Consider the following 18291-nt stretch of genomic DNA (forward strand, 5'->3'; position numbering starts at 1 on the left):
TCACTATTTAAATCGCATTTGGAAATCAATTTTTATTTTACATTTGCAAAAGGAACACACTACTAACAATGAAAAAAGCGACACTTTTTTTGGTGTTTTTGCACAGTTTTTCAGGAACTGCGCAAGAAAACATCAAACAAACGAAACAGGATAACGATTTAAAATTATCGGCACTTCCGTACTACAGTTTTGGAAAAGGAATTGGAATTACTTCTCCGGACAGTTTATACCAATTGAATATTCGGTTTCGGATGCAAAACAGAGTAACTTATCTAGAGAATGATAGAGAAGTTGGAGCTTATGATGGACAAATTAGACGCTTGCGTTTGCGATTGGATGGATATGTGGGTTCACCAAAATTTTTATATGCAGTCCAATTATCATTTGCTCCAGGTGATGTGGGAGAAATTAAAGATGGGGAAAATTTAAATATTATTCGGGATGCAGTTGTTTTTTACAGACCCAACAAACACTGGAATATTAGTTTTGGACAAACTAAATTACCTGGAAATCGTCAGCGTGTTAATTCGTCCGGGGGGTTGCAATTAACGGATCGCTCTATTAATAATGCCCGCTTTACGATTGATAGGGATTTTGGTTTTCAAATCCATAATATGAATGAATTTAAAGATAAATTTTCATATAATTTTAAAACGGCTATTTCTAGTGGTGAAGGACGCAACATCACCGGAAATGCGGATGCCGGAGTCGCAGTGACTGGTAAAGTGGAACTTTTGCCTTTTGGATCTTTTACTAAAGACGGAACTTATTTTGAAGGAGATATCATTAGAGAAAAAAGACCTAAATTATTACTTTCTGGAGCTTTTCAACAAAATAATCACGCCAAAAGAACACAAGGGCAATTAGGAAATGATTTGTTTGAAGCCCGCACGATGAAAGCTGTAATGTTAGATGTCATGTTAAAATACAATGGATGGGCTGCAATGTCAAGTTACATGTCTAGAGCTACGTCAAGAAATGCTGTGACAGTAAATCCAGAGGATAGTTCAAAATCAAATTTCGCTTATGTTGGTAGTGGATTTGATTATCAGTTGAGTTATAATTTTCCTTCAAATTACGAGGTCATTGGGCGATATTCAACACAAAAACTAGGGAAAGATATTCAGGCTTTAGCCCCAGATTCCAAACAATACACGGTGGGCTTAACTAAATACATTTGGGAGCACAGTTTCAAACTTCAAAGTGAATTAACTTTTGATACTTTAAATTATTTTGATGGGAGTATAAAAAATAATTGGTATGTGCGTTTTCAGGTGGAGATAGGCATATAAAAAAAAGCGGTAATAGAAATCACCGCTTTTTTACGTTTTTTAATAAACTTTTATAATGCGTTTACAATGGCAACAAAATCGTCTGCTTTGAGTGCGGCACCACCAATAAGACCTCCGTCAACATCTGGTTTAGAGAAAATTTCTTTTGCATTGTCCGGTTTTACGCTTCCACCATAAAGGATAGATACGTTTTCAGCAACATCACTACCAAAAGCTTTGCGAACGGTTTCTCTGATAAACTCATGCATTTCTTGTGCTTGTTCTGGAGACGCTGTCTCTCCAGTTCCTATTGCCCAAACAGGCTCGTAGGCCAAAACAATACTTTCCCAGTCCTTAGTTTCAATGTGAAATATACCATCTCTTAATTGATTTTCAACGACATTAAAATGATTTTTAGATTGACGGTCCTTTAATTCTTCTCCAAAGCAAAAGATAACTCTCATGTCATGTTCCAATGCGGTATTTACTTTATTCGCTATTAATGCGTCAGTTTCATGGAAAATAGCTCTGCGTTCTGAATGTCCCAGAATTACAGTATCCACACCTACACTTTTCAACATATCAGCGGAGATTTCGCCAGTAAAAGCACCACTTTCTGCTTGATGAACATTTTGCGCAGCAACCTCAATATTAGTAAATTCCAAATGATCAACAGCAGAAGCCAAGTTTACAAAAGTAGGAGCTACAATAACTTGCACTATAGTCTCAGTTGGGATTTTTGCTATTAATTCATTCAATAAATCTTCTGTTTGTTCTGCATTTTTATGCATTTTCCAGTTTCCTGCAACAATCTTTTTTCTCATCTTAGTTGTGTTATTTTTAGTTTTGGTTTTAAATTTTTGAAAGTTCTTTCAATAGAATTCTCTTTCTCTTTGTTTTAGAAATTTTATCTTAAACTTTCTAAGGTATCGTTGATTTGATCAAAATCAGTTTCAATAGCACGGTACAAAGCGATTTTTCCGTTTTTGTCAACCACGATGTATCTCGGAATCCAATCTACATCCACAGCTGTTGCAAAAACGCCCTTCATCTGGTCATTTGCCATGAAATGATCTCCTTTTAAATCGTGTTTTTCAATTCCAATTTTCCATTTATCAGCAGTTTTGTCCATTGAAATAAACAGGTACGAAACATCAGGATTTTTAGCTTGTAGTTCTTTTAGTTTTGGCATTGCTTTTACGCAATCGCCGCACCAAGAGGCCCAGACTTCAATCACTACAGTTTTTCCTTTGTATTTTTCTAAGATGTCTTTAAAAGCGACTTGACTTCCATCCGTGGCTAAAAGGGTTTCTGATAAAGCAGCTTTGGAGAATTCTGTTTTTTGAGGTTTAGAACACGAAAATGTTACAGCTGTAATTAGAAGTAGTATTATTTTTTTCATTATCAAATTGTTTTCTAACAAAGTTAATAAAACAATTTGAACCATTCCCATAGAATGCTCTTTTTTGGAAGTTGAACTTTAATAATACGCAATGATATCGTTGTAGTTGATAAATAATTAGGACAAATAAAAAATTTCAAATTAGTAACATGCCTTTTGTTTTTTAGACTAAATAATAGTGCTTTTTATCCTACTATTTCTTGTCTTACAGTTCACTGATAGGTCCTAAATAAAAAGGATGGGAACCTGCCACTACTCCTAAAAAGTGCTTGAAGTTCCCATCCTAATTTTATAAAAAATAATAGTTACATAAAAGTGTTCTTAGTTTCTCTTACTTGATTACTAACTTAAATTTCGCCTATAATTTCAAGTCTGCGAGATCATTGTGATGCACTTTTTGCAGTATTGTTCCTTTATCTAGAATGACGATACTAGGATTAGCTCTTTCGATGGTTTTTAAGGTGATAGCGTCACAGAAATAGAAATCAAAGGTCATTCCGAATTTCTTTTTTGCGGTAGCTATTTCTTCTGGTGAGGAAGCGGTCATACCAATTACTTGGTATCCTTTTGCTTTAGCATCTGCATTTAGCTTTTCCATTTTGGCCAAGCCATCTTCATCTGCATGCACTAAATCGTAGGCCACTATCAGCATCACTTTTGGTGATTCTAAAAATTCTTCTTTATAGTCCGAACCCTCTTTTTCCATAGTAAAATCATGAATAGGCGGTACATAACCTTCCGTAATTACTTTGTCTTTTCGGTCTACAAATACGGCTCCTTCTGGAATATTCATTAAGTCTTTTTCAGTAAATTCTTTATCAACACCGCCCACTTTGTACATAAAAACCATTTCAACCACTGATTTTTCAGCACCATCAGGAATGCGCATGCCTTTTTGGATATTATTTCCCACTTTGAACGGTCTAAAATCAATTAATGGTAGGTGATTCAAAACCAATACTCCCAGTAAGGAAGATAAAACGATACTGGCATAAATAACAATATTTTGAACATTATTGTTAAACAATGGCTGGATCAATTTTCTATTAAAATACAATATAAGGATAAAAAATAACAGGACAATATCCTTTGTGAAGGATTGCCAAGGCGTCAGTTTCAAAGCATCACCAAAACAACCACAATCTTTCACCACATTAAAATAAGCAGAATAAAAAGTTAGGAAAGTGAACATCACGATCAAGAGTAATAAACTCCAAACAGTAAATTTAGTTTTATATCCAATAAGTAGCATAATTCCTAAAACTACTTCTAAAATTACTAAAAATAAGGCTATTGCTAACGCAAACGGTATGAAAAAAGGCATGTTGAAAACAGGTTCACTGAAATATTCTGCCAGTTTGTAAGAGAAACCAATAGGGTCATTTAATTTAATTAATCCTGAAATTATGAACAGTATTCCAACGAAAATTCTAGAAAATTGAGTAATTATATTTTTCATTTTTTTTTGATTGCTTATATTATTTATTTCCAAAACCTATTAAAATCAACGCGAAAACCGAATAATTAATCATATCCTGATAATTAGCATCGATTCCTTCAGAAACTATAGTTTTTCCTTTATTGTCTTCAATTTGTTTGACGCGAAGCAATTTTTGTAAAATCAAATCGGTTAGCGAGCTCACACGCATTTCACGCCAAGCTTCCCCATAATCATGATTTTTATTTTCCATTAAATCTTTGGTCAGTTTTACCTTGGAATCGTATAATTCAGTCGCCTTTCCAACAGTTAAGTCAGGTTGGTCAGCAACGCCTAATTCCAGTTGAATCAACGCCATAATGGAATAATTGATGATTCCTATAAATTCACCTGTTTCATCTTCTTCAATTTTACGAACCTCGTTTTCTTGCAAGCTTCTAATTCTTTGGGCTTTAATGTAGATTTGGTCGGTAAGCGAGGGCAATCTTAAAATGCGCCAAGCACAGCCATAATCTTTCATTTTGTTGACAAACAGCGCGCGACAAGTTGCAATAACTGTGTCATATTCCTTTGAAGTATTCTTCATTATTGGTGTATATTTGTATTCAAATTTTTTCAAAAATAAGATATTTTTTTTGAATGCAGAATTTTGAAGTCTTTAAAACCATAAACGCATGACCATTAACTGTAAAGGAATACTCATTGACTTAGCAACGCCCAAAGTAATGGGAATTTTGAATGTGACGCCAAACTCCTTTTTTGATGGAGGAAAGTATAAAAATGAAACTGAAATCCTTTCCCAAGTCGAAAAAATGCTACTTGATGGCGCTGCTTTTATAGATATTGGTGCTTATTCAAGTAAACCCAATGCAGAATTTGTATCTGAAAAAGAAGAAATTTCAAGAATTGTTCCAGTGGTCGATTTAATTCTAAAACAGTTTCCAGAAACACTGCTGTCCATTGACACCTTTAGAAGTGAAGTTGCTAAAGCTACTATTGGCATTGGTGCCGCAATCATAAATGATATTTCTGCAGGAAAACTAGACGATAACATGTTTGAAGTAGTAGGAAAATACAATGTACCTTATATTATGATGCACCTGCGAGGCAATCCGAAAACCATGCAAAGTCTTACAAATTACGATGATATTGTTAAAGAAATACTGTTTTATTTTTCAGAACGAGTAGCAGAAGCGAGACGTTTTGGAATCAATGATTTAATCTTAGATCCAGGCTTTGGCTTTGCTAAAACGACCGATCAAAATTTTGAGGTTTTTCAAAAAATGGAATTGTTTAAAATGCCAGAATTACCATTGCTTATTGGAATTTCTAGAAAATCGATGATCTATAAAACGCTGGATACCAAAATAGAAAAGGCTTTAAACGGAACAACTATTTTAAATACTTTGGCATTGACCAAAGGAGCTAAAATTCTTCGGGTGCATGATGTCAAAGAAGCTATGGAATGCGTTACCTTGTTTAATAAAATTAATTTATAAAGATGAAATATTTTACCCTAATTGTTCTTTTTGTACTTTTTTCTTGTGGAAACAAAGAAGATATCTTGTTGCCAAAATCAGCTGTTACGGTTGTCTCTGATGTACAAGATCATTCGCCTATTTATATTTTTTTTAGATCAAAAGATAAAGATACAATGGCAGAAGTAAACCGAAAAAACAGCATTATTTCTACGAATTGGATTTTAAATATTGACAAACGGTTGCCACTGCGACTAGTTATTCCTGAAGTGATTAAGTTGCAACAAAAGAAGCGTGAAGAAAAAGCGCACAAGAATGAAAAGGCCGAAAATTATTATTCTTACGCAGATACGATTGGGAAAAATTTAGCTTTTATACGTTTTACAAATGTGTATTACAAAATGGAGAAGCCTATGGGGACCATTATATTTTTCGATAAGAATAATGAGATTTTAATTGAAAATACGATTGTCAAAAAAGAAAAAGTCAAAGAAGTATTGATCCAAATTTTATCAAAAGAACAATCCAATAATTTTACTTTGAGCTTTAACAAAGATCTTAGCTTTGGGAGTTATATACAAAATAAAATTTTTATTGAAAGTTTAAAACTAGAAATGAAAAGTAATCAGGAATTTATTTACTAAACTTTAAACTTTAAACTTCAAACAAAGAAAACTTTAAACAAAATAATTACTGGTGATGATACGGTTCGTTTTTTAAGATAGTGAAGCCACGATACACTTGTTCGATAAAAAATAAGCGGACCATTTGATGCGAAAATGTCATTAACGAAAGTGAAATTTTGCCTTGTGCTTTGGCATAAACCGTATCCGAAAAACCATACGGACCACCAATTACAAATACCAAAGTTTTTATTCCGGAGTTCATTTTCTTTTGTAATTCCTCTGAAAAACCTACGCTGGAAAAATTTTTCCCGTTTTCATCTAATAAAATCAATTGATCGGTAGGCGTAATTTTCGATAAAATCAATTCGCCTTCTTTCTCTTTTTGTTGACTTTCAGATAAGTTTTTTACATTTTTTATATCTGGGATAATATCCAAATCAAATTTGATATAAAAAGACAAACGCTTTGTATAATCGTCTATTAAAGTTTGTAGTGCTTTATTATCGGTTTTACCAATAGCAATCAGTTTGATGTTCATTTTTATTACATTTCAGGACCGCAAAGATATAGAAATTGAAACTTTTGTATCAATTATTATGGTTTGAATATGTCAAAAAGTAGCTACTTAGCCTCAATTCGATCCAAAACCAATTGAAATTGTTCCTCTTTTTTATTCCCAATCAAGAAAGCTATTTCTTCTAAATTAGATCCATTATAATTGGGCATATTTAATTTTTGTCCTCTAAAGGCAGGATACAATTCGCTGATAGGAATTTCTATAGTTTGCCATTCAGCGTTAGTTTGAAAGTGATAAACATAAGAATGGGAATCACTGGTGTTAGATTTTACTCTAAATTGATATTTTTTGCCATCTCCTTTTAAACGGATGGAAATGAACGTGCTTTTTTCTAAAGTAATGGGTTCAAAGACATATTTAACGGAACAAAATCCCCCATTATTTTCTAAAGAAACAGCACCTTCAAATGTGCCGTTTCCTTCAGTATTAAGGTGGAATTGACTTTTTGATTTTCCGCCCATCACCGCATCATTGACTACTTTCCAATGACTTAAATCACTATCGGCATTAAATTCAAAAATTAGTTTTCGATTCATTTTTCTTAGTTTAAAAATAAATTTTCACAGTCTTATTTTGGCAATGGTGCCCCTACAGCTATGTCACATCGATGGTTGGTTTGCCCGTGTGGCGGATTCATTCCTTCTGGTGTTGGAGTTGTTTCTACTGGAACTGCAGTGGTAGTTACTGTTGGTGCAGGAGCGTTTGCAGTTTGCTGAGGGTTTGTTTGTGTTGTTGTTGCAACTGGAGCATTTAAAGGAGCTCCTACTGCAATATCACAGCGGTGACCCGGCTGGCCATGAGCAGGATTTGTACCAGCGGAGGCGGTTGTTGGTTGCGCAGTTGTATTTTGTTGTTGGCTTGCTGTAGCAGTTTCAGTTTTCATTTGTCTGCCAACTTCCGTAAACGGAACAACGTTTATTGGAGTTGTATTTTGGGTTTCTACATCCTTTTTACAAGAAGTAAAAACTAGAGAGGCTGCGAAAAGTAAGCTTAAAAAAGATTTCATAAATAGTGTTTTTAATTACTAAATTCAAATATAAGATTTTAAATAGGATTGCACTACATAAAATAGTAGGATTCTAAAGGTTGAGTTTTATACATTAATTGTAGTCAGTCATTTAATAGGATTATTATAAGATTCACCGCTGTAATTTTATATAATTTTTTACTAATTGGGGTACTGTTTCTAAATAAAGTACATTCATTTTTATCTTTTTTCCAAAGAACGCAACCTACAAATTTTCAAATCCACAAAATATATCTTACTTTAGCATTCAATAAATTTCCTATAAAATGATTAGTGACATACAGTTTAAAAACGAGTTAGACATACTCATTCAAAACGCCATTCGGGAAGATGTCGGTCCTGGCGATTACAGTTCATTGGCCTGTATTCCGGCTTCTGCAACTGGAAAAGCAAAATTATTGGTGAAGGAAGACGGTATTATTGCAGGTGTAGCTTTTGCTAAAATGGTTTTTGAATATGTAGATCCTACTTTGCAAATTGAAACTTTTATTCAGGATGGAACTCCAGTACAAAAAGGCGATATCGTTTTTCATGTTTTCGGAAGTTCACAATCTATTTTGAAATCAGAACGGGTAGTTTTGAATTCAATGCAAAGAATGTCAGCAATTGCTACTAAAACCAAAGAATACGTTCGTTTATTAGAAGGAACATCAACTAAAATTCTAGACACACGTAAAACTACTCCGGGTTTTAGAGCTTGTGAGAAATGGGCAGTAAAAATTGGCGGAGGTGAAAATCATCGGTTTGCATTGTACGACATGATAATGCTAAAGGATAACCATAATGATTTTGCCGGCGGAATCACTTTGGCTATAGCCAAAACAAAAGCATATCTCAAGGAAAAAAATCTGGATCTTAAAATCATTGTTGAAGCCAGAAATTTAGATGAAATCAATGAAATTTTGAAAAGCGAAGGTGTTTACAGAATTTTGATAGACAATTTCAATTTTGAGGATACTAAAAAAGCGGTAACTTTGATCGGTAATAAATCCTTGACGGAATCCTCTGGGAACATTAATGAAAATACGATTCGCAGTTATGCGGATTGCGGAGTAGATTTTATTTCCTCAGGTGCCTTAACACATTCTGTTTATAACATGGATTTGAGCTTAAAAGCAATATGAGTAGAGAAATTGAAGCAAAACTGCAAAGAATTCCAGTTGTACGGAATCTCGTCTATGGTCTAAAAAAGATAAAGCTTCCGTGGTTAAAAGGGTTGTCTCTATATGATTTATTAGAATTGTATGGCTTAGGAATTGTAGAAAGCGCTTTGACCTATCATGCGAGCGCCATTGCATTTAGTTTCTTTATGGCGTTGTTTCCCTTTGCTCTTTTTATTTTAAATCTAATCCCATTTATACCTATTGTGGGTTTTCAGGAAGATTTTTTGATGTTTGTCAAGGATGGAGTTCCTCCTAATACGTATGATGCTATTTATAAAATCATTACTGATATTCTTAATAATAGTGATTCAGGTTTACTGTCTTCTGGATTTATATTGTCCATCTTTTTGATGGCCAATGGATTGAATGGAATCTTAGGAGGGTTTGAAACCTCTAGACATGTGCTTATAAAAAGAGGTTTTATACGCCAGTATTTGGTGGCATTAGGCATGTCCTTATTATTATCGCTTTTACTAATTGTAACCGTATCGATAATCGTTGTTTTTGAGGTCATTATACAAAAAACAGTATTTAGTGACCAAGTTCAACTGGTCGTTCTAGGGCGTTATGCATTCGTTATTGCAATGATTTTAATCACAACCTCTATACTTTTTAAATTTGGTACCAAACACGACAAAAATAGAGCTTTCATTTCCATAGGGTCAGTATTTACAACCATTTTGATTGTTTTGGATTCGTATTTTTTTGGGATTTGGGTCACAAAGTTTTCACAATACAATGAATTATATGGTTCAATTGGGACATTATTGGTATTGATGTTTTATATTTGGATCAACTGCATGATATTACTGTTGGGTTTTGAACTGAATGCCGCAGTAAACAAGTTAAAAGCAAAAAATGAATAATTAATTAAATCAAAATAGTTTTACTTTTTGGAGCTATTTCCTGCTATTCGTTACAATCTTTTTTCTCGTTAAAGAAACGAGAAAAAAGGATTTTCACTGCTATCAGGGCTAAAAAATAAAAAAATGAAAAACACTATTACAATGCTTGCCTTATTTATTTCAATGGCTTTTTATGGTCAAAGTCACAGCGTAATCGGAAAATGGAAAACTATTGATGACGAAACAGGTAAAGCCAAATCAATTGTCGAAATCTACGAACGCTCAGGTAAAATCTATGGAAAAATAGTTGATATCATTGATGCGGAAAAGAAAAAAAGTTTGTGTACCGCATGTTCTGGTGAGGAAAAAAACAAACCTGTTATGGGACTTGTTATCATCAAAGGACTAAAAAAAGAGGGTAAGGAGTACAACTCAGGAAAAATTCTTGATCCAACTACAGGCAAACAATACAAATGTTTTTTGGCTTTGGACGGAAATGACAAATTGAAAGTACGCGGGTACATTGGCGTTGCTTTATTTGGAAGAACACAAACCTGGAATAGAGTAAAATAATTTTATTTGTTTACGATCCTTATTCCTTTGTCCGCTATTCAAAATTGATACTGGGTAGCGGACAATTGATAATGGATAACCGTTACCTAACAACGGACGACAGACAACCGATAACCGAAAATCAATGCATTTCGTAGAAGTAATTTTACCACTTTCCTTAGCTAAAACATTTACCTACAGTATTTCTGAGGCAGAGTTTCATTACATTCAAATAGGGATGAGAGTGGCAGTTCCTTTTGGAAAAAGTAAAATTTATACGGCTTTAGTCATAGAAATTCATCAAAACAAACCCGCGCTATATGAAGCTAAGGAGATTCATCAAATTCTCGATGAACTGCCTATTGTAACCAAAATCCAAATTGCACATTGGCAATGGATAGCTTCCTATTACATGTGTGCGATAGGGGATGTGTATCGAGGTGCTATGCCTAGTGCCCTTTTGCTGGAAAGCGAAACTCTGATTTCTCAAAAAACCAATGCGATTATCGATACTAGCCTTCTCACAGATGATGAGTTTTTGGTTTACGAAGCTTTACAACAACAAAATAGTTTAAAAGTTCAGGATATTATTGCAATCTTAAACAAGAAAAATATTTTTCCTGTCATCCAAAAGTTAATTGATAAAAACATCTTAGTACTTCAAGAAGAAATTCAAGAAAGTTATAAACCGAAGTTAGTGCGTTATGTGCGTTTGCATTCTAAATACGACAGCAATCAAGGATTAAGCGAATTATTGGAAATTTTGAAAAGTGCTCATAAACAAAAGGAAATCGTAATGCGTTATTTCCAGTTGAGCGCTATGGAAAAGAAACCAATTACTGTAAAAAAACTCGTTGAAGAAGCTAATTCTTCTTCGGCGATTGTAAAAGCCTTAGTCGAAAAAGATATTTTACAAGATTATTTTTTGCAGGAAGACAGAGTGCTATTCAATGGAGAAATAAAAGAACAAGAATTGATATTGAGTGCTGCTCAGCAGGACGCTTTTGTAGCCATAAAAGCTAGTTTTGTTCAAAAAGAGGTCTGTTTGCTACATGGTGTAACGTCTAGCGGAAAAACAGAAATATATATCAAACTGATTGAAGAATATCTGGAAGCTGGAAAACAAATTTTGTATTTACTTCCTGAAATTGCTTTAACCACGCAATTAGTAGGCCGATTAAGAACTTATTTTGGCAACAAAGTGGCTGTTTTTCATTCGAAATACAATAATAATGAACGAATTGAAGTTTGGAATCAAGTACTACAAAACTCCCAGAAAGCTCAAGTAATAATAGGAGCTAGGTCCGCTTTGTTTTTGCCCTTTGATAATTTGGGATTTATAATCGTTGATGAGGAACATGAACAAACATTTAAGCAAGTAGATCCCGCTCCGCGTTATCATGCGCGAGACGCAGCAATTGTTTTTGCTCATTCCCATAAGGCTAAAGTGCTCTTAGGTTCGGCAACACCTAGTATTGAAACCTATTATAATGCTACATCAGATAAATTTGGTTTGGTCGAGATTTCAAAACGGTATGGAAATGTAATGATGCCAAATATCGAATTGGTGGATTTGAAAGATAAATACTTTCGCAAGAAAATGACAGGACATTTCAGCGATGTTTTGATTGCAGAAATAACAAGTGCATTGTCTTTAGGGGAACAAGTAATTTTATTTCAAAACAGACGAGGATATTCTCCTGTAGTAGAGTGTATTACTTGTGGTCACGTACCACAATGCCAACAATGTGATGTGAGCTTGACTTATCACAAACATAAAAACCAATTGCGATGCCATTATTGTGGTTATACCATGGCTAAGCCAACTCATTGTCATGCCTGCTCTAGTATTGATTTGACTACAAAAGGCTTTGGAACCGAACAAATTGAACAAGAACTACTTTCGATTTTTCCAAATTCAAAAATAGGACGAATGGACCAAGATACGACCCGAGGAAAATTTGGTTTCGAGAAAATTATTGATGGTTTTAAAAATCGAGAAATGGATATCCTAGTTGGAACTCAAATGTTAGCCAAAGGCTTGGATTTCGATAATGTAAGTTTAGTGGGGATTATGAATGCAGATAATATGTTATACCATCCTGATTTTAGGGCTTTCGAAAGAAGTTTTCAAATGATGACTCAGGTGGCCGGAAGAGCTGGACGTTCTGAAAAGCAAGGAAAAGTAATCATACAGACGTATAATCCCAATCACAATACGATACAACAAGTCACTACTAATAATTATCTTGGAATGTATAAAGAACAGTTGTATGATCGACAAATTTACAAATACCCTCCTTATTTCAGAATTATAAAAATTACTTTGAAACAGCGTGATTTTGATAAATTGAAGGAAGGATCGATGTGGTTGTACCAAGTCATGAGTCAAAACCTGAATGTGCCGGTTTTAGGGCCTGAGGAGCCTGCTATTAGTCGCATTAGAAATGAATACATTCGTACAATTATTATTAAAATACCGCACAATGTGTCTATTGGAAACACAAAGAAAAACATTCAAAAAATACTGAATAGTTTTGAAGCTGTTGCTCAGTTTAGAGCCATAAAAGTTTCGTTAAATGTAGACTTCTATTAATGAAATAGTTTAAGAGAAAGAAAGTGCCCGCACTAGATCTTCTTTTTTGTGTCGGCTTAAAGGAATTTTTGTCATTCCAATTTCAGCGTATTTACTATTGAATCGCTCTACTTTGTCAATGTTGATAATATATGATTTATGTACTCTGACAAATTTTTCTTTGGATAAATCATTCTCAAAAGATTTCATTGTAGAAAGCACTAAATTACTATCTTCCTCCGTCACCACTCTAACATAATCACCAAATGCTTCAATCCATTTTATTTTGGAAGTGAAAATTTTGAGTTTTTTCAAATTGCTTTTAATGAAAATATGTTCGCCTTCTTCTTCTTTATTATCTTTTTTTTAATAAATGAAAATCAATAGCTCTTTTAACTGACGCATTAAATCGATCAATTGCAATTGGTTTTTGTAAATAGTCCGTTGCATCGTAATCAAAAGCTTTCATTGCATATTCAGACTTAGAAGTAATAAAAATAATTTGGGGTTTAATTTTTAAGCCATCAAGAAAATCAAAACCACTAATCACTGGCATCTCGATATCAAGAAAAATGAGATCCACATTGTGAATAGACATACAACTTTTTGCTTCGATTGCATTAGAAAAATCGCCTATTAGATGTAAATTTTGATGATTATTAACTAATTTAGCGATAATCATTCTCTGGATAGAACTATCATCCACCACGACACAGTTTAGTTTCATAGTAATGTATTTAAAGATTTGGCTACGTAAACTTACTAATTTTTTATTAAAAAAAAATAATTGAACAATTTTTTTTTGTCATACGTCGAATAAAATAGAATAACACTTGTTTGCTAAGAATTATTGCTTACTTTTGCACCCAAAATAACAAATAAATATATATTTATGAATCATTATGAAACTGTTTTCATTTTAAATCCCGTTTTATCTGAAGTTCAGGTAAAGGAAACAGTAAGCAAATTTGAAGATTTTCTTACTAGTAGAGGAGCAGAAATGGTGTCGAAAGAAGACTGGGGCCTTAAAAAAATGGCTTACGAAATTCAAAACAAAAAATCTGGTTTTTACCATTTATTCGAATTCAAAGTAGCTGGAGAAGTTCTTATTGCTTTTGAAACTGAATTTAGACGTGACGAAAGAGTAATGCGTTTCTTGACTGTAAGTCTTGACAAACACGCTATTTCTTGGGCTGAAAGAAGAAGAACTAAATTAAAAGCAACAAAAGCGTAATCATGGCTACACTACAACAATCGGCTTCAGGAAAAAAAGACGGAGATATCAGATATCTAACGCCTTTGAATATAGAAACAAACAAACAAAAAAAGTATTGTCGTTTCAAAAAATCAGGTATCAAATATATTGATTATAAAGATGCTGATTTCTTATTAAAATTCGTAAACGAACAAGGTAAAATTCTTCCTCGTCGTTTAACAGGAACTTCGTTAAAGTATCAAAGAAAAGTGTCAGTTGCTGTGAAAAGAGCGCGTCACTTAGCTTTAATGCCTTATGTAGCGGATTTACTAAAATAATAATTTAACTCAGTTGTTGGTTTTCTGAAACATGAAACCTAACTTCTATAACAAAGGACAACAACATGGAACTTATTTTAAGACAAGACGTTCAAAATTTAGGATTTAAAGACGATATCGTTACAGTAAAAAACGGTTTTGGTCGTAACTTTTTGATCCCAACAGGTCAAGCACATTTAGCTACTTCTTCTGCAAAGAAAGTATTAGCTGAAAACCTAAAACAAAGAGCGCACAAAGAAGCTAAAGTAGTAGCAGATGCAAAAGCATTGGCAGAAGCTTTGAAAGCTATTGAAATTAAAATCTTTGCAAAAGCAGGTGGTGAAAAATTATTCGGTTCAATCACGAATATTGACATCGCTGAATCTTTAGCTAAAGGTGGTCAACAAATCGAAAGAAAATTCATCACAAGCGGAATTGTTAAACGTACTGGTAAATATACTGCTAGTGTTCGTCTACACAGAGATGTTATCGTTGAATTGGATTATGAAATTGTTGCAGAAAAATAATATTTTTTGTTAATATTTTGTTAATAAAATAATTAAATCACTCTTCGGAGTGATTTTTTTTTGTTTAATTTTGCGCCATAAATAACACAAATTCAAACAAATGAGAAAATTTATTACATTATTACTTGTTTTAAGTAGTTTTTACTCTTTGATAGGGCAAACAACTACTTCAAGTATTAAAGGGCTTGTTAAAAGTTCCAACAACGAGACGCTGCCAGGAGCTACAGTGCAGGCAATTCATACTCCTACTGGATCTAAGTATTCTGCTTTATCAAATGAAGACGGAAGGTTTAGTATGTTGAATATGAGAATTGGTGGTCCTTACAAAATTGTAGTAACTTTTGTAGGTTATCAAAGCGAAGTATTCAATGATGTTTATCTTGATTTAGGGAAGGTTTTTAGTCTGGATGTTCTTTTGAAAGATGACAGTCAGAAATTAGATGAAGTGAAAGTTACTGGTGCCAAGAATAAAGTTTTTTCCAGTGGTCGAACTGGTGCTGAAACAACTGTTGGCCGCAGAGAATTAACTACATTACCGTCAATATCAAGATCAGCTTCAGATTTCACTAGACTAGAACCTTCTGCAAGTGGTGGTTCTTTTGGTGGTAGAAATGACAAGTTCAATAATTTCTCTTTAAACGGAGCTGTATTTAATAATCCTTTTGGGTTAGATGCTGCAACTCCTGGAGGACAAACCGGAGCTCAGCCAATCTCTTTAGACGCAATTGAGCAAATCCAAGTGGCTACGGCTCCTTATGATGTGACTTTATCAGGTTTTACAGGAGCGTCGGTGAATGCAGTTACGAAGTCAGGAACAAACGAATTTCATGGTACAGCCTACGGTTTTTTTAGAAACCAAGATATGACCGGAAATAAAATAAAAGGAGAAAAGATCTTTGTTCCTTCGCTAGAGCAAAATCAAGCTGGTTTTAGTATTGGTGGACCAATTGTTAAAAATAAATTATTCTTTTTTACAAATTTTGAAATCGATAAACGTAGTGATTCAGGATCAAATGTTGTTGCAAATGATGGTAATAGCACCATAGGAGTAAATGAATCTAGAGTATTAGCAACAGATTTAATGTACGTGTCTACTGAATTGGGTAAATTGGGTTATAATTCGGGTTCTTATCAAGGTTTCACTCATTACTCCAATTCTAATAAAGGAATTGTAAAGCTTGATTGGAATATTAATGACGATCATAAATTAGCTGTTATTTATAATTTCCTTGATGCGTCCAAAGACAAACCTGCACATCCTACTGCTATTCGTCGTAGAGGACCAGATAATAATACAATGCAATTTGAAAATTCTGGATATCAAATAAACAACCAAATTAGTTCATTTTTAGTTGAATTGAATTCTAAATTTACGGAAACAATTTCTAATAAATTGCAAGTGGGTTATACTCATTTTAATGATTTTAGAAATCCTTTTTCTGCTCCTGCTCCAGTCATTAGCATAACAAAAGACGGTTCACCATATATTATTGCAGGACATGAACCATTTTCTATCAATAACAGATTGGATCAAAAAGTATTGCAAATTACTGACAATATGAACATTGTAAGAGGAAATCATACCTTTACTGTTGGTTTTTCTTTTGAAAAATTCATTTTCAAAAATTCATTCAATTTAAAAGGGTATGGTTTTGATGTTTTTGGAAGTGTTGATATGGCTGGATTTACCACCAATATAAATAATGGATATTATGCAACAGCTTTTGCAAATGCTCAAACCACTTTTGATGCAAAAAACAAATTAGAAGCTGGAACTGATGGAGGTTGGAATTTATCAGAAACTACTGTAGGTCAATTGGCATTTTACGTACAAGATGAATGGAATATCAATGATGATTTTAAATTAATTTACGGATTAAGAGCTGATAAGCCATTGTATTTTAACACTGCAGAAAATATTCAAAAATTTATTGACACAGATAACTCAGAAGGATATTTACCAGGAATCAATTATTATGATCCTAAAGACGGAAGTACTGTAAATCTAAATTCGACTGTATTACCAGGAAATGCTTTATTGTGGTCTCCAAGAGTTGGTTTTAACTGGGATATTAATGGTGAAAAAACAACTCAATTACGCGGTGGAACTGGAATTTTTACAGGAAGACTTCCATTTGTATGGATAGGAAATCAAGTAAGTGGAATTGATCCATTCTTCTATCAAGTTGTTGATACTGATTTTAAATTTCCTCAAGTTTGGAGAACAAGTCTAGGCTTAGATCATAAATTTAAAGGGAATTATATATTAACGGTTGATATGTCCTACAATAAAGATCTAAACGCAGTGCATGTTCAGGATTGGGGATTGAAAACACCAACTACCAATTTAGTAGGTGCAGATAATAGACCCATTTATGCCGCAGCTGATAAAGGTGTTTGGACTGATTTTGGTTTTCCAGCAGATTCTCACGCTTATGTATTAACTAATTCTAATAAAGGAAGTGCATTTAATACTTCGGTAAAACTTCAAAAAACGTTTGATAATGGATTGTTTGCAAGTGTTGCTTATAACTATTTGAAATCAATGGATGTTAATTCAATAGAAGCTGAGATTACTGGAGATGCTTTCAATTTTAATCCGGCATTAGGAAATGTAAATAATGATCAACTTTCTAATTCTAAATATGGAGATACGCACCGTTTTATTGGTGTTGGGTCTAAAAAATGGAAATATGGAACTGATGATAAGTGGGCCACAACAGTGTCAACTTTCTTTGAGTATGCTCAAGGAGGACGTTTTAATTATACATATGGTGGAGATATTAATAATGATGGTGCATTTGGAAATGACTTAATTTATATTCCTACAACAGCTGACATTGCTACTATGACTTTTTCTGGTGCTGGTCAAGGTGCGGCATTGGATAGATATATTAATCAAGACAATTATTTAAGTGGAAGAAGAGGTCAATATGCAGAACGTTACGGAGCTTTAGCACCGTGGAGAGGAAAATGGGATTTTAAAGTGTTACAAGATTATAACTTTAAAGTTGGTGCTTCTAATAAAGTGAATACGATTCAATTGAGTCTTGATGTTTTAAATCTTGGAAATTTACTGAATTCTGATTGGGGTTTAATTCAACAACCTAACAGCGTTCAACCAATTGGTGTAAACGTTGTGAATAAAGTTCCAACGTATACTTTTAACGGTAATCAGACTAAAACTTTTAGTTATGACGCTAGTTTAGCTTCAAGATGGCAAGCTCAGTTTGGAGTGAGATATATTTTTTAAAAGAAACATATAAATAGATTAAATTTGCCCTCTCAATTGAGAGGG

General features: G+C 33.5%; 18 protein-coding genes and 1 pseudogene. 11 read left to right on the forward strand and 8 right to left on the reverse strand.

Annotation, left to right across the window (positions count from 1 at the left end):
- Positions 1-68: 68 nt before the first annotated feature.
- Positions 69-1292, forward strand: a complete 1224-nt coding sequence (locus BLS90_RS12390; protein ID WP_091258171.1) for a porin — start codon at positions 69-71, stop codon at positions 1290-1292.
- A 50-nt stretch (positions 1293-1342) separates the two neighbouring features.
- Here the strand turns inward: BLS90_RS12390 and tpiA are convergent, their stop codons facing one another.
- The 4 genes from tpiA to BLS90_RS12410 form a co-directional block, all read right to left on the reverse strand.
- The gene (tpiA, locus tag BLS90_RS12395; protein ID WP_091258173.1) at positions 1343-2095 is read right to left on the reverse strand and encodes a triose-phosphate isomerase; all 753 of its coding nucleotides are present in this window, start codon (positions 2093-2095) and stop codon (positions 1343-1345) included.
- Positions 2096-2178: 83 nt separating this feature from the next.
- Positions 2179-2673: a TlpA family protein disulfide reductase gene (locus BLS90_RS12400; protein WP_091258261.1), complete on the reverse strand. Its 495-nt coding sequence runs from the start codon at positions 2671-2673 to the stop codon at positions 2179-2181.
- Positions 2674-3031: 358 nt separating this feature from the next.
- The gene (locus BLS90_RS12405) at positions 3032-4132 is read right to left on the reverse strand and encodes a BT_3928 family protein (protein WP_091258263.1); all 1101 of its coding nucleotides are present in this window, start codon (positions 4130-4132) and stop codon (positions 3032-3034) included.
- A 19-nt stretch (positions 4133-4151) separates the two neighbouring features.
- The gene (locus BLS90_RS12410) at positions 4152-4697 is read right to left on the reverse strand and encodes a DUF1599 domain-containing protein (protein WP_091258175.1); all 546 of its coding nucleotides are present in this window, start codon (positions 4695-4697) and stop codon (positions 4152-4154) included.
- A gap of 88 nt (positions 4698-4785) precedes the next feature.
- Here BLS90_RS12410 and folP point away from each other — a divergent pair, with 88 nt between their 5' ends.
- Both folP and BLS90_RS12420 read left to right on the forward strand, forming a co-directional pair.
- Positions 4786-5610: a dihydropteroate synthase gene (folP, locus tag BLS90_RS12415; protein ID WP_091258177.1), complete on the forward strand. Its 825-nt coding sequence runs from the start codon at positions 4786-4788 to the stop codon at positions 5608-5610.
- A 2-nt stretch (positions 5611-5612) separates the two neighbouring features.
- Positions 5613-6233: a hypothetical protein gene (locus BLS90_RS12420; RefSeq protein WP_091258179.1), complete on the forward strand. Its 621-nt coding sequence runs from the start codon at positions 5613-5615 to the stop codon at positions 6231-6233.
- A gap of 46 nt (positions 6234-6279) precedes the next feature.
- Here the strand turns inward: BLS90_RS12420 and rlmH are convergent, their stop codons facing one another.
- The 3 genes from rlmH to BLS90_RS12435 all read right to left on the reverse strand — a co-directional run bounded on the left by rlmH (position 6280) and on the right by BLS90_RS12435 (position 7798).
- Positions 6280-6753 carry a 23S rRNA (pseudouridine(1915)-N(3))-methyltransferase RlmH gene (gene rlmH, locus BLS90_RS12425; protein WP_073353020.1) on the reverse strand — a complete coding sequence of 158 codons (474 nt, stop codon included), beginning with the start codon at positions 6751-6753 and terminating at the stop codon, positions 6280-6282.
- An 83-nt stretch (positions 6754-6836) separates the two neighbouring features.
- A complete protein-coding gene (locus BLS90_RS12430; RefSeq protein WP_091258181.1) occupies positions 6837-7328 on the reverse strand; it encodes a CIA30 family protein in 492 nt (163 codons plus the stop codon).
- Between the two features lie 32 nt (positions 7329-7360).
- On the reverse strand, positions 7361-7798 hold the full coding sequence (locus BLS90_RS12435; protein ID WP_091258183.1) for a hypothetical protein: 438 nt from the start codon (positions 7796-7798) through the stop codon (positions 7361-7363).
- A gap of 287 nt (positions 7799-8085) precedes the next feature.
- On the opposite strand from BLS90_RS12435, the gene nadC reads away from it, so the two are divergent.
- The 4 genes from nadC (at position 8086) to priA (ending at position 12975) form a co-directional block, all read left to right on the forward strand.
- Complete coding sequence (gene nadC / locus BLS90_RS12440; RefSeq protein WP_091258185.1) at positions 8086-8943, forward strand: carboxylating nicotinate-nucleotide diphosphorylase; 858 nt, start codon at positions 8086-8088, stop codon at positions 8941-8943.
- Positions 8940-9848, forward strand: a complete 909-nt coding sequence (locus BLS90_RS12445; protein WP_091258187.1) for a YihY/virulence factor BrkB family protein — start codon at positions 8940-8942, stop codon at positions 9846-9848. The genes nadC and BLS90_RS12445 overlap by 4 nt, the downstream gene beginning before the upstream one ends.
- A 123-nt stretch (positions 9849-9971) precedes the next feature.
- Positions 9972-10400 carry a DUF2147 domain-containing protein gene (locus BLS90_RS12450; protein WP_091258189.1) on the forward strand — a complete coding sequence of 143 codons (429 nt, stop codon included), beginning with the start codon at positions 9972-9974 and terminating at the stop codon, positions 10398-10400.
- Positions 10401-10524: 124 nt separating this feature from the next.
- Positions 10525-12975, forward strand: coding sequence for a replication restart helicase PriA (gene priA, locus BLS90_RS12455; protein WP_091258191.1), 2451 nt, complete (start codon positions 10525-10527; stop codon positions 12973-12975).
- A 9-nt stretch (positions 12976-12984) separates the two neighbouring features.
- Here the strand turns inward: priA and BLS90_RS12460 are convergent.
- Positions 12985-13681 (reverse strand): annotated as a pseudogene (locus BLS90_RS12460) (LytR/AlgR family response regulator transcription factor).
- Between the two features lie 165 nt (positions 13682-13846).
- On the opposite strand from BLS90_RS12460, the gene rpsF reads away from it, so the two are divergent.
- The 4 genes from rpsF (at position 13847) to BLS90_RS12480 (ending at position 18246) form a co-directional block, all read left to right on the forward strand.
- Positions 13847-14188: a 30S ribosomal protein S6 gene (gene rpsF, locus BLS90_RS12465; RefSeq protein ID WP_066077033.1), complete on the forward strand. Its 342-nt coding sequence runs from the start codon at positions 13847-13849 to the stop codon at positions 14186-14188.
- A gap of 2 nt (positions 14189-14190) precedes the next feature.
- Positions 14191-14487 (forward strand): 30S ribosomal protein S18, encoded by a 297-nt coding sequence (gene rpsR, locus BLS90_RS12470; RefSeq protein WP_066077030.1) that lies wholly within the window; start codon positions 14191-14193, stop codon positions 14485-14487.
- Between the two features lie 65 nt (positions 14488-14552).
- On the forward strand, positions 14553-14993 hold the full coding sequence (rplI, locus tag BLS90_RS12475) for a 50S ribosomal protein L9 (protein ID WP_091258193.1): 441 nt from the start codon (positions 14553-14555) through the stop codon (positions 14991-14993).
- 100 nt (positions 14994-15093) lie between these two features.
- Positions 15094-18246: a TonB-dependent receptor gene (locus BLS90_RS12480; protein ID WP_091258195.1), complete on the forward strand. Its 3153-nt coding sequence runs from the start codon at positions 15094-15096 to the stop codon at positions 18244-18246.
- The last annotated feature ends 45 nt before the right edge of the window (positions 18247-18291 follow it).

This window comes from Flavobacterium omnivorum, assembly GCF_900099915.1.
In the GTDB taxonomy this organism is placed as follows: Bacteria; Bacteroidota; Bacteroidia; order Flavobacteriales; family Flavobacteriaceae; genus Flavobacterium; species Flavobacterium omnivorum.

What these genes read in the sequence shown, in the direction of transcription:
- BLS90_RS12390 (WP_091258171.1), top strand. Translation starts at nt 69, where the DNA reads ATGAAAAAAGCGACACTTTTTTTGGTGTTTTTGCACAGTTTTTCAGGA.
- tpiA (WP_091258173.1), bottom strand. Translation starts at nt 2,095, where the DNA reads ATGAGAAAAAAGATTGTTGCAGGAAACTGGAAAATGCATAAAAATGCA.
- BLS90_RS12400 (WP_091258261.1), bottom strand. Translation starts at nt 2,673, where the DNA reads ATGAAAAAAATAATACTACTTCTAATTACAGCTGTAACATTTTCGTGT.
- BLS90_RS12405 (WP_091258263.1), bottom strand. Translation starts at nt 4,132, where the DNA reads ATGAAAAATATAATTACTCAATTTTCTAGAATTTTCGTTGGAATACTG.
- BLS90_RS12410 (WP_091258175.1), bottom strand. Translation starts at nt 4,697, where the DNA reads ATGAAGAATACTTCAAAGGAATATGACACAGTTATTGCAACTTGTCGC.
- folP (WP_091258177.1), top strand. Translation starts at nt 4,786, where the DNA reads ATGACCATTAACTGTAAAGGAATACTCATTGACTTAGCAACGCCCAAA.
- BLS90_RS12420 (WP_091258179.1), top strand. Translation starts at nt 5,613, where the DNA reads ATGAAATATTTTACCCTAATTGTTCTTTTTGTACTTTTTTCTTGTGGA.
- rlmH (WP_073353020.1), bottom strand. Translation starts at nt 6,753, where the DNA reads ATGAACATCAAACTGATTGCTATTGGTAAAACCGATAATAAAGCACTA.
- BLS90_RS12430 (WP_091258181.1), bottom strand. Translation starts at nt 7,328, where the DNA reads ATGAATCGAAAACTAATTTTTGAATTTAATGCCGATAGTGATTTAAGT.
- BLS90_RS12435 (WP_091258183.1), bottom strand. Translation starts at nt 7,798, where the DNA reads ATGAAATCTTTTTTAAGCTTACTTTTCGCAGCCTCTCTAGTTTTTACT.
- nadC (WP_091258185.1), top strand. Translation starts at nt 8,086, where the DNA reads ATGATTAGTGACATACAGTTTAAAAACGAGTTAGACATACTCATTCAA.
- BLS90_RS12445 (WP_091258187.1), top strand. Translation starts at nt 8,940, where the DNA reads ATGAGTAGAGAAATTGAAGCAAAACTGCAAAGAATTCCAGTTGTACGG.
- BLS90_RS12450 (WP_091258189.1), top strand. Translation starts at nt 9,972, where the DNA reads ATGAAAAACACTATTACAATGCTTGCCTTATTTATTTCAATGGCTTTT.
- priA (WP_091258191.1), top strand. Translation starts at nt 10,525, where the DNA reads ATGCATTTCGTAGAAGTAATTTTACCACTTTCCTTAGCTAAAACATTT.
- rpsF (WP_066077033.1), top strand. Translation starts at nt 13,847, where the DNA reads ATGAATCATTATGAAACTGTTTTCATTTTAAATCCCGTTTTATCTGAA.
- rpsR (WP_066077030.1), top strand. Translation starts at nt 14,191, where the DNA reads ATGGCTACACTACAACAATCGGCTTCAGGAAAAAAAGACGGAGATATC.
- rplI (WP_091258193.1), top strand. Translation starts at nt 14,553, where the DNA reads ATGGAACTTATTTTAAGACAAGACGTTCAAAATTTAGGATTTAAAGAC.
- BLS90_RS12480 (WP_091258195.1), top strand. Translation starts at nt 15,094, where the DNA reads ATGAGAAAATTTATTACATTATTACTTGTTTTAAGTAGTTTTTACTCT.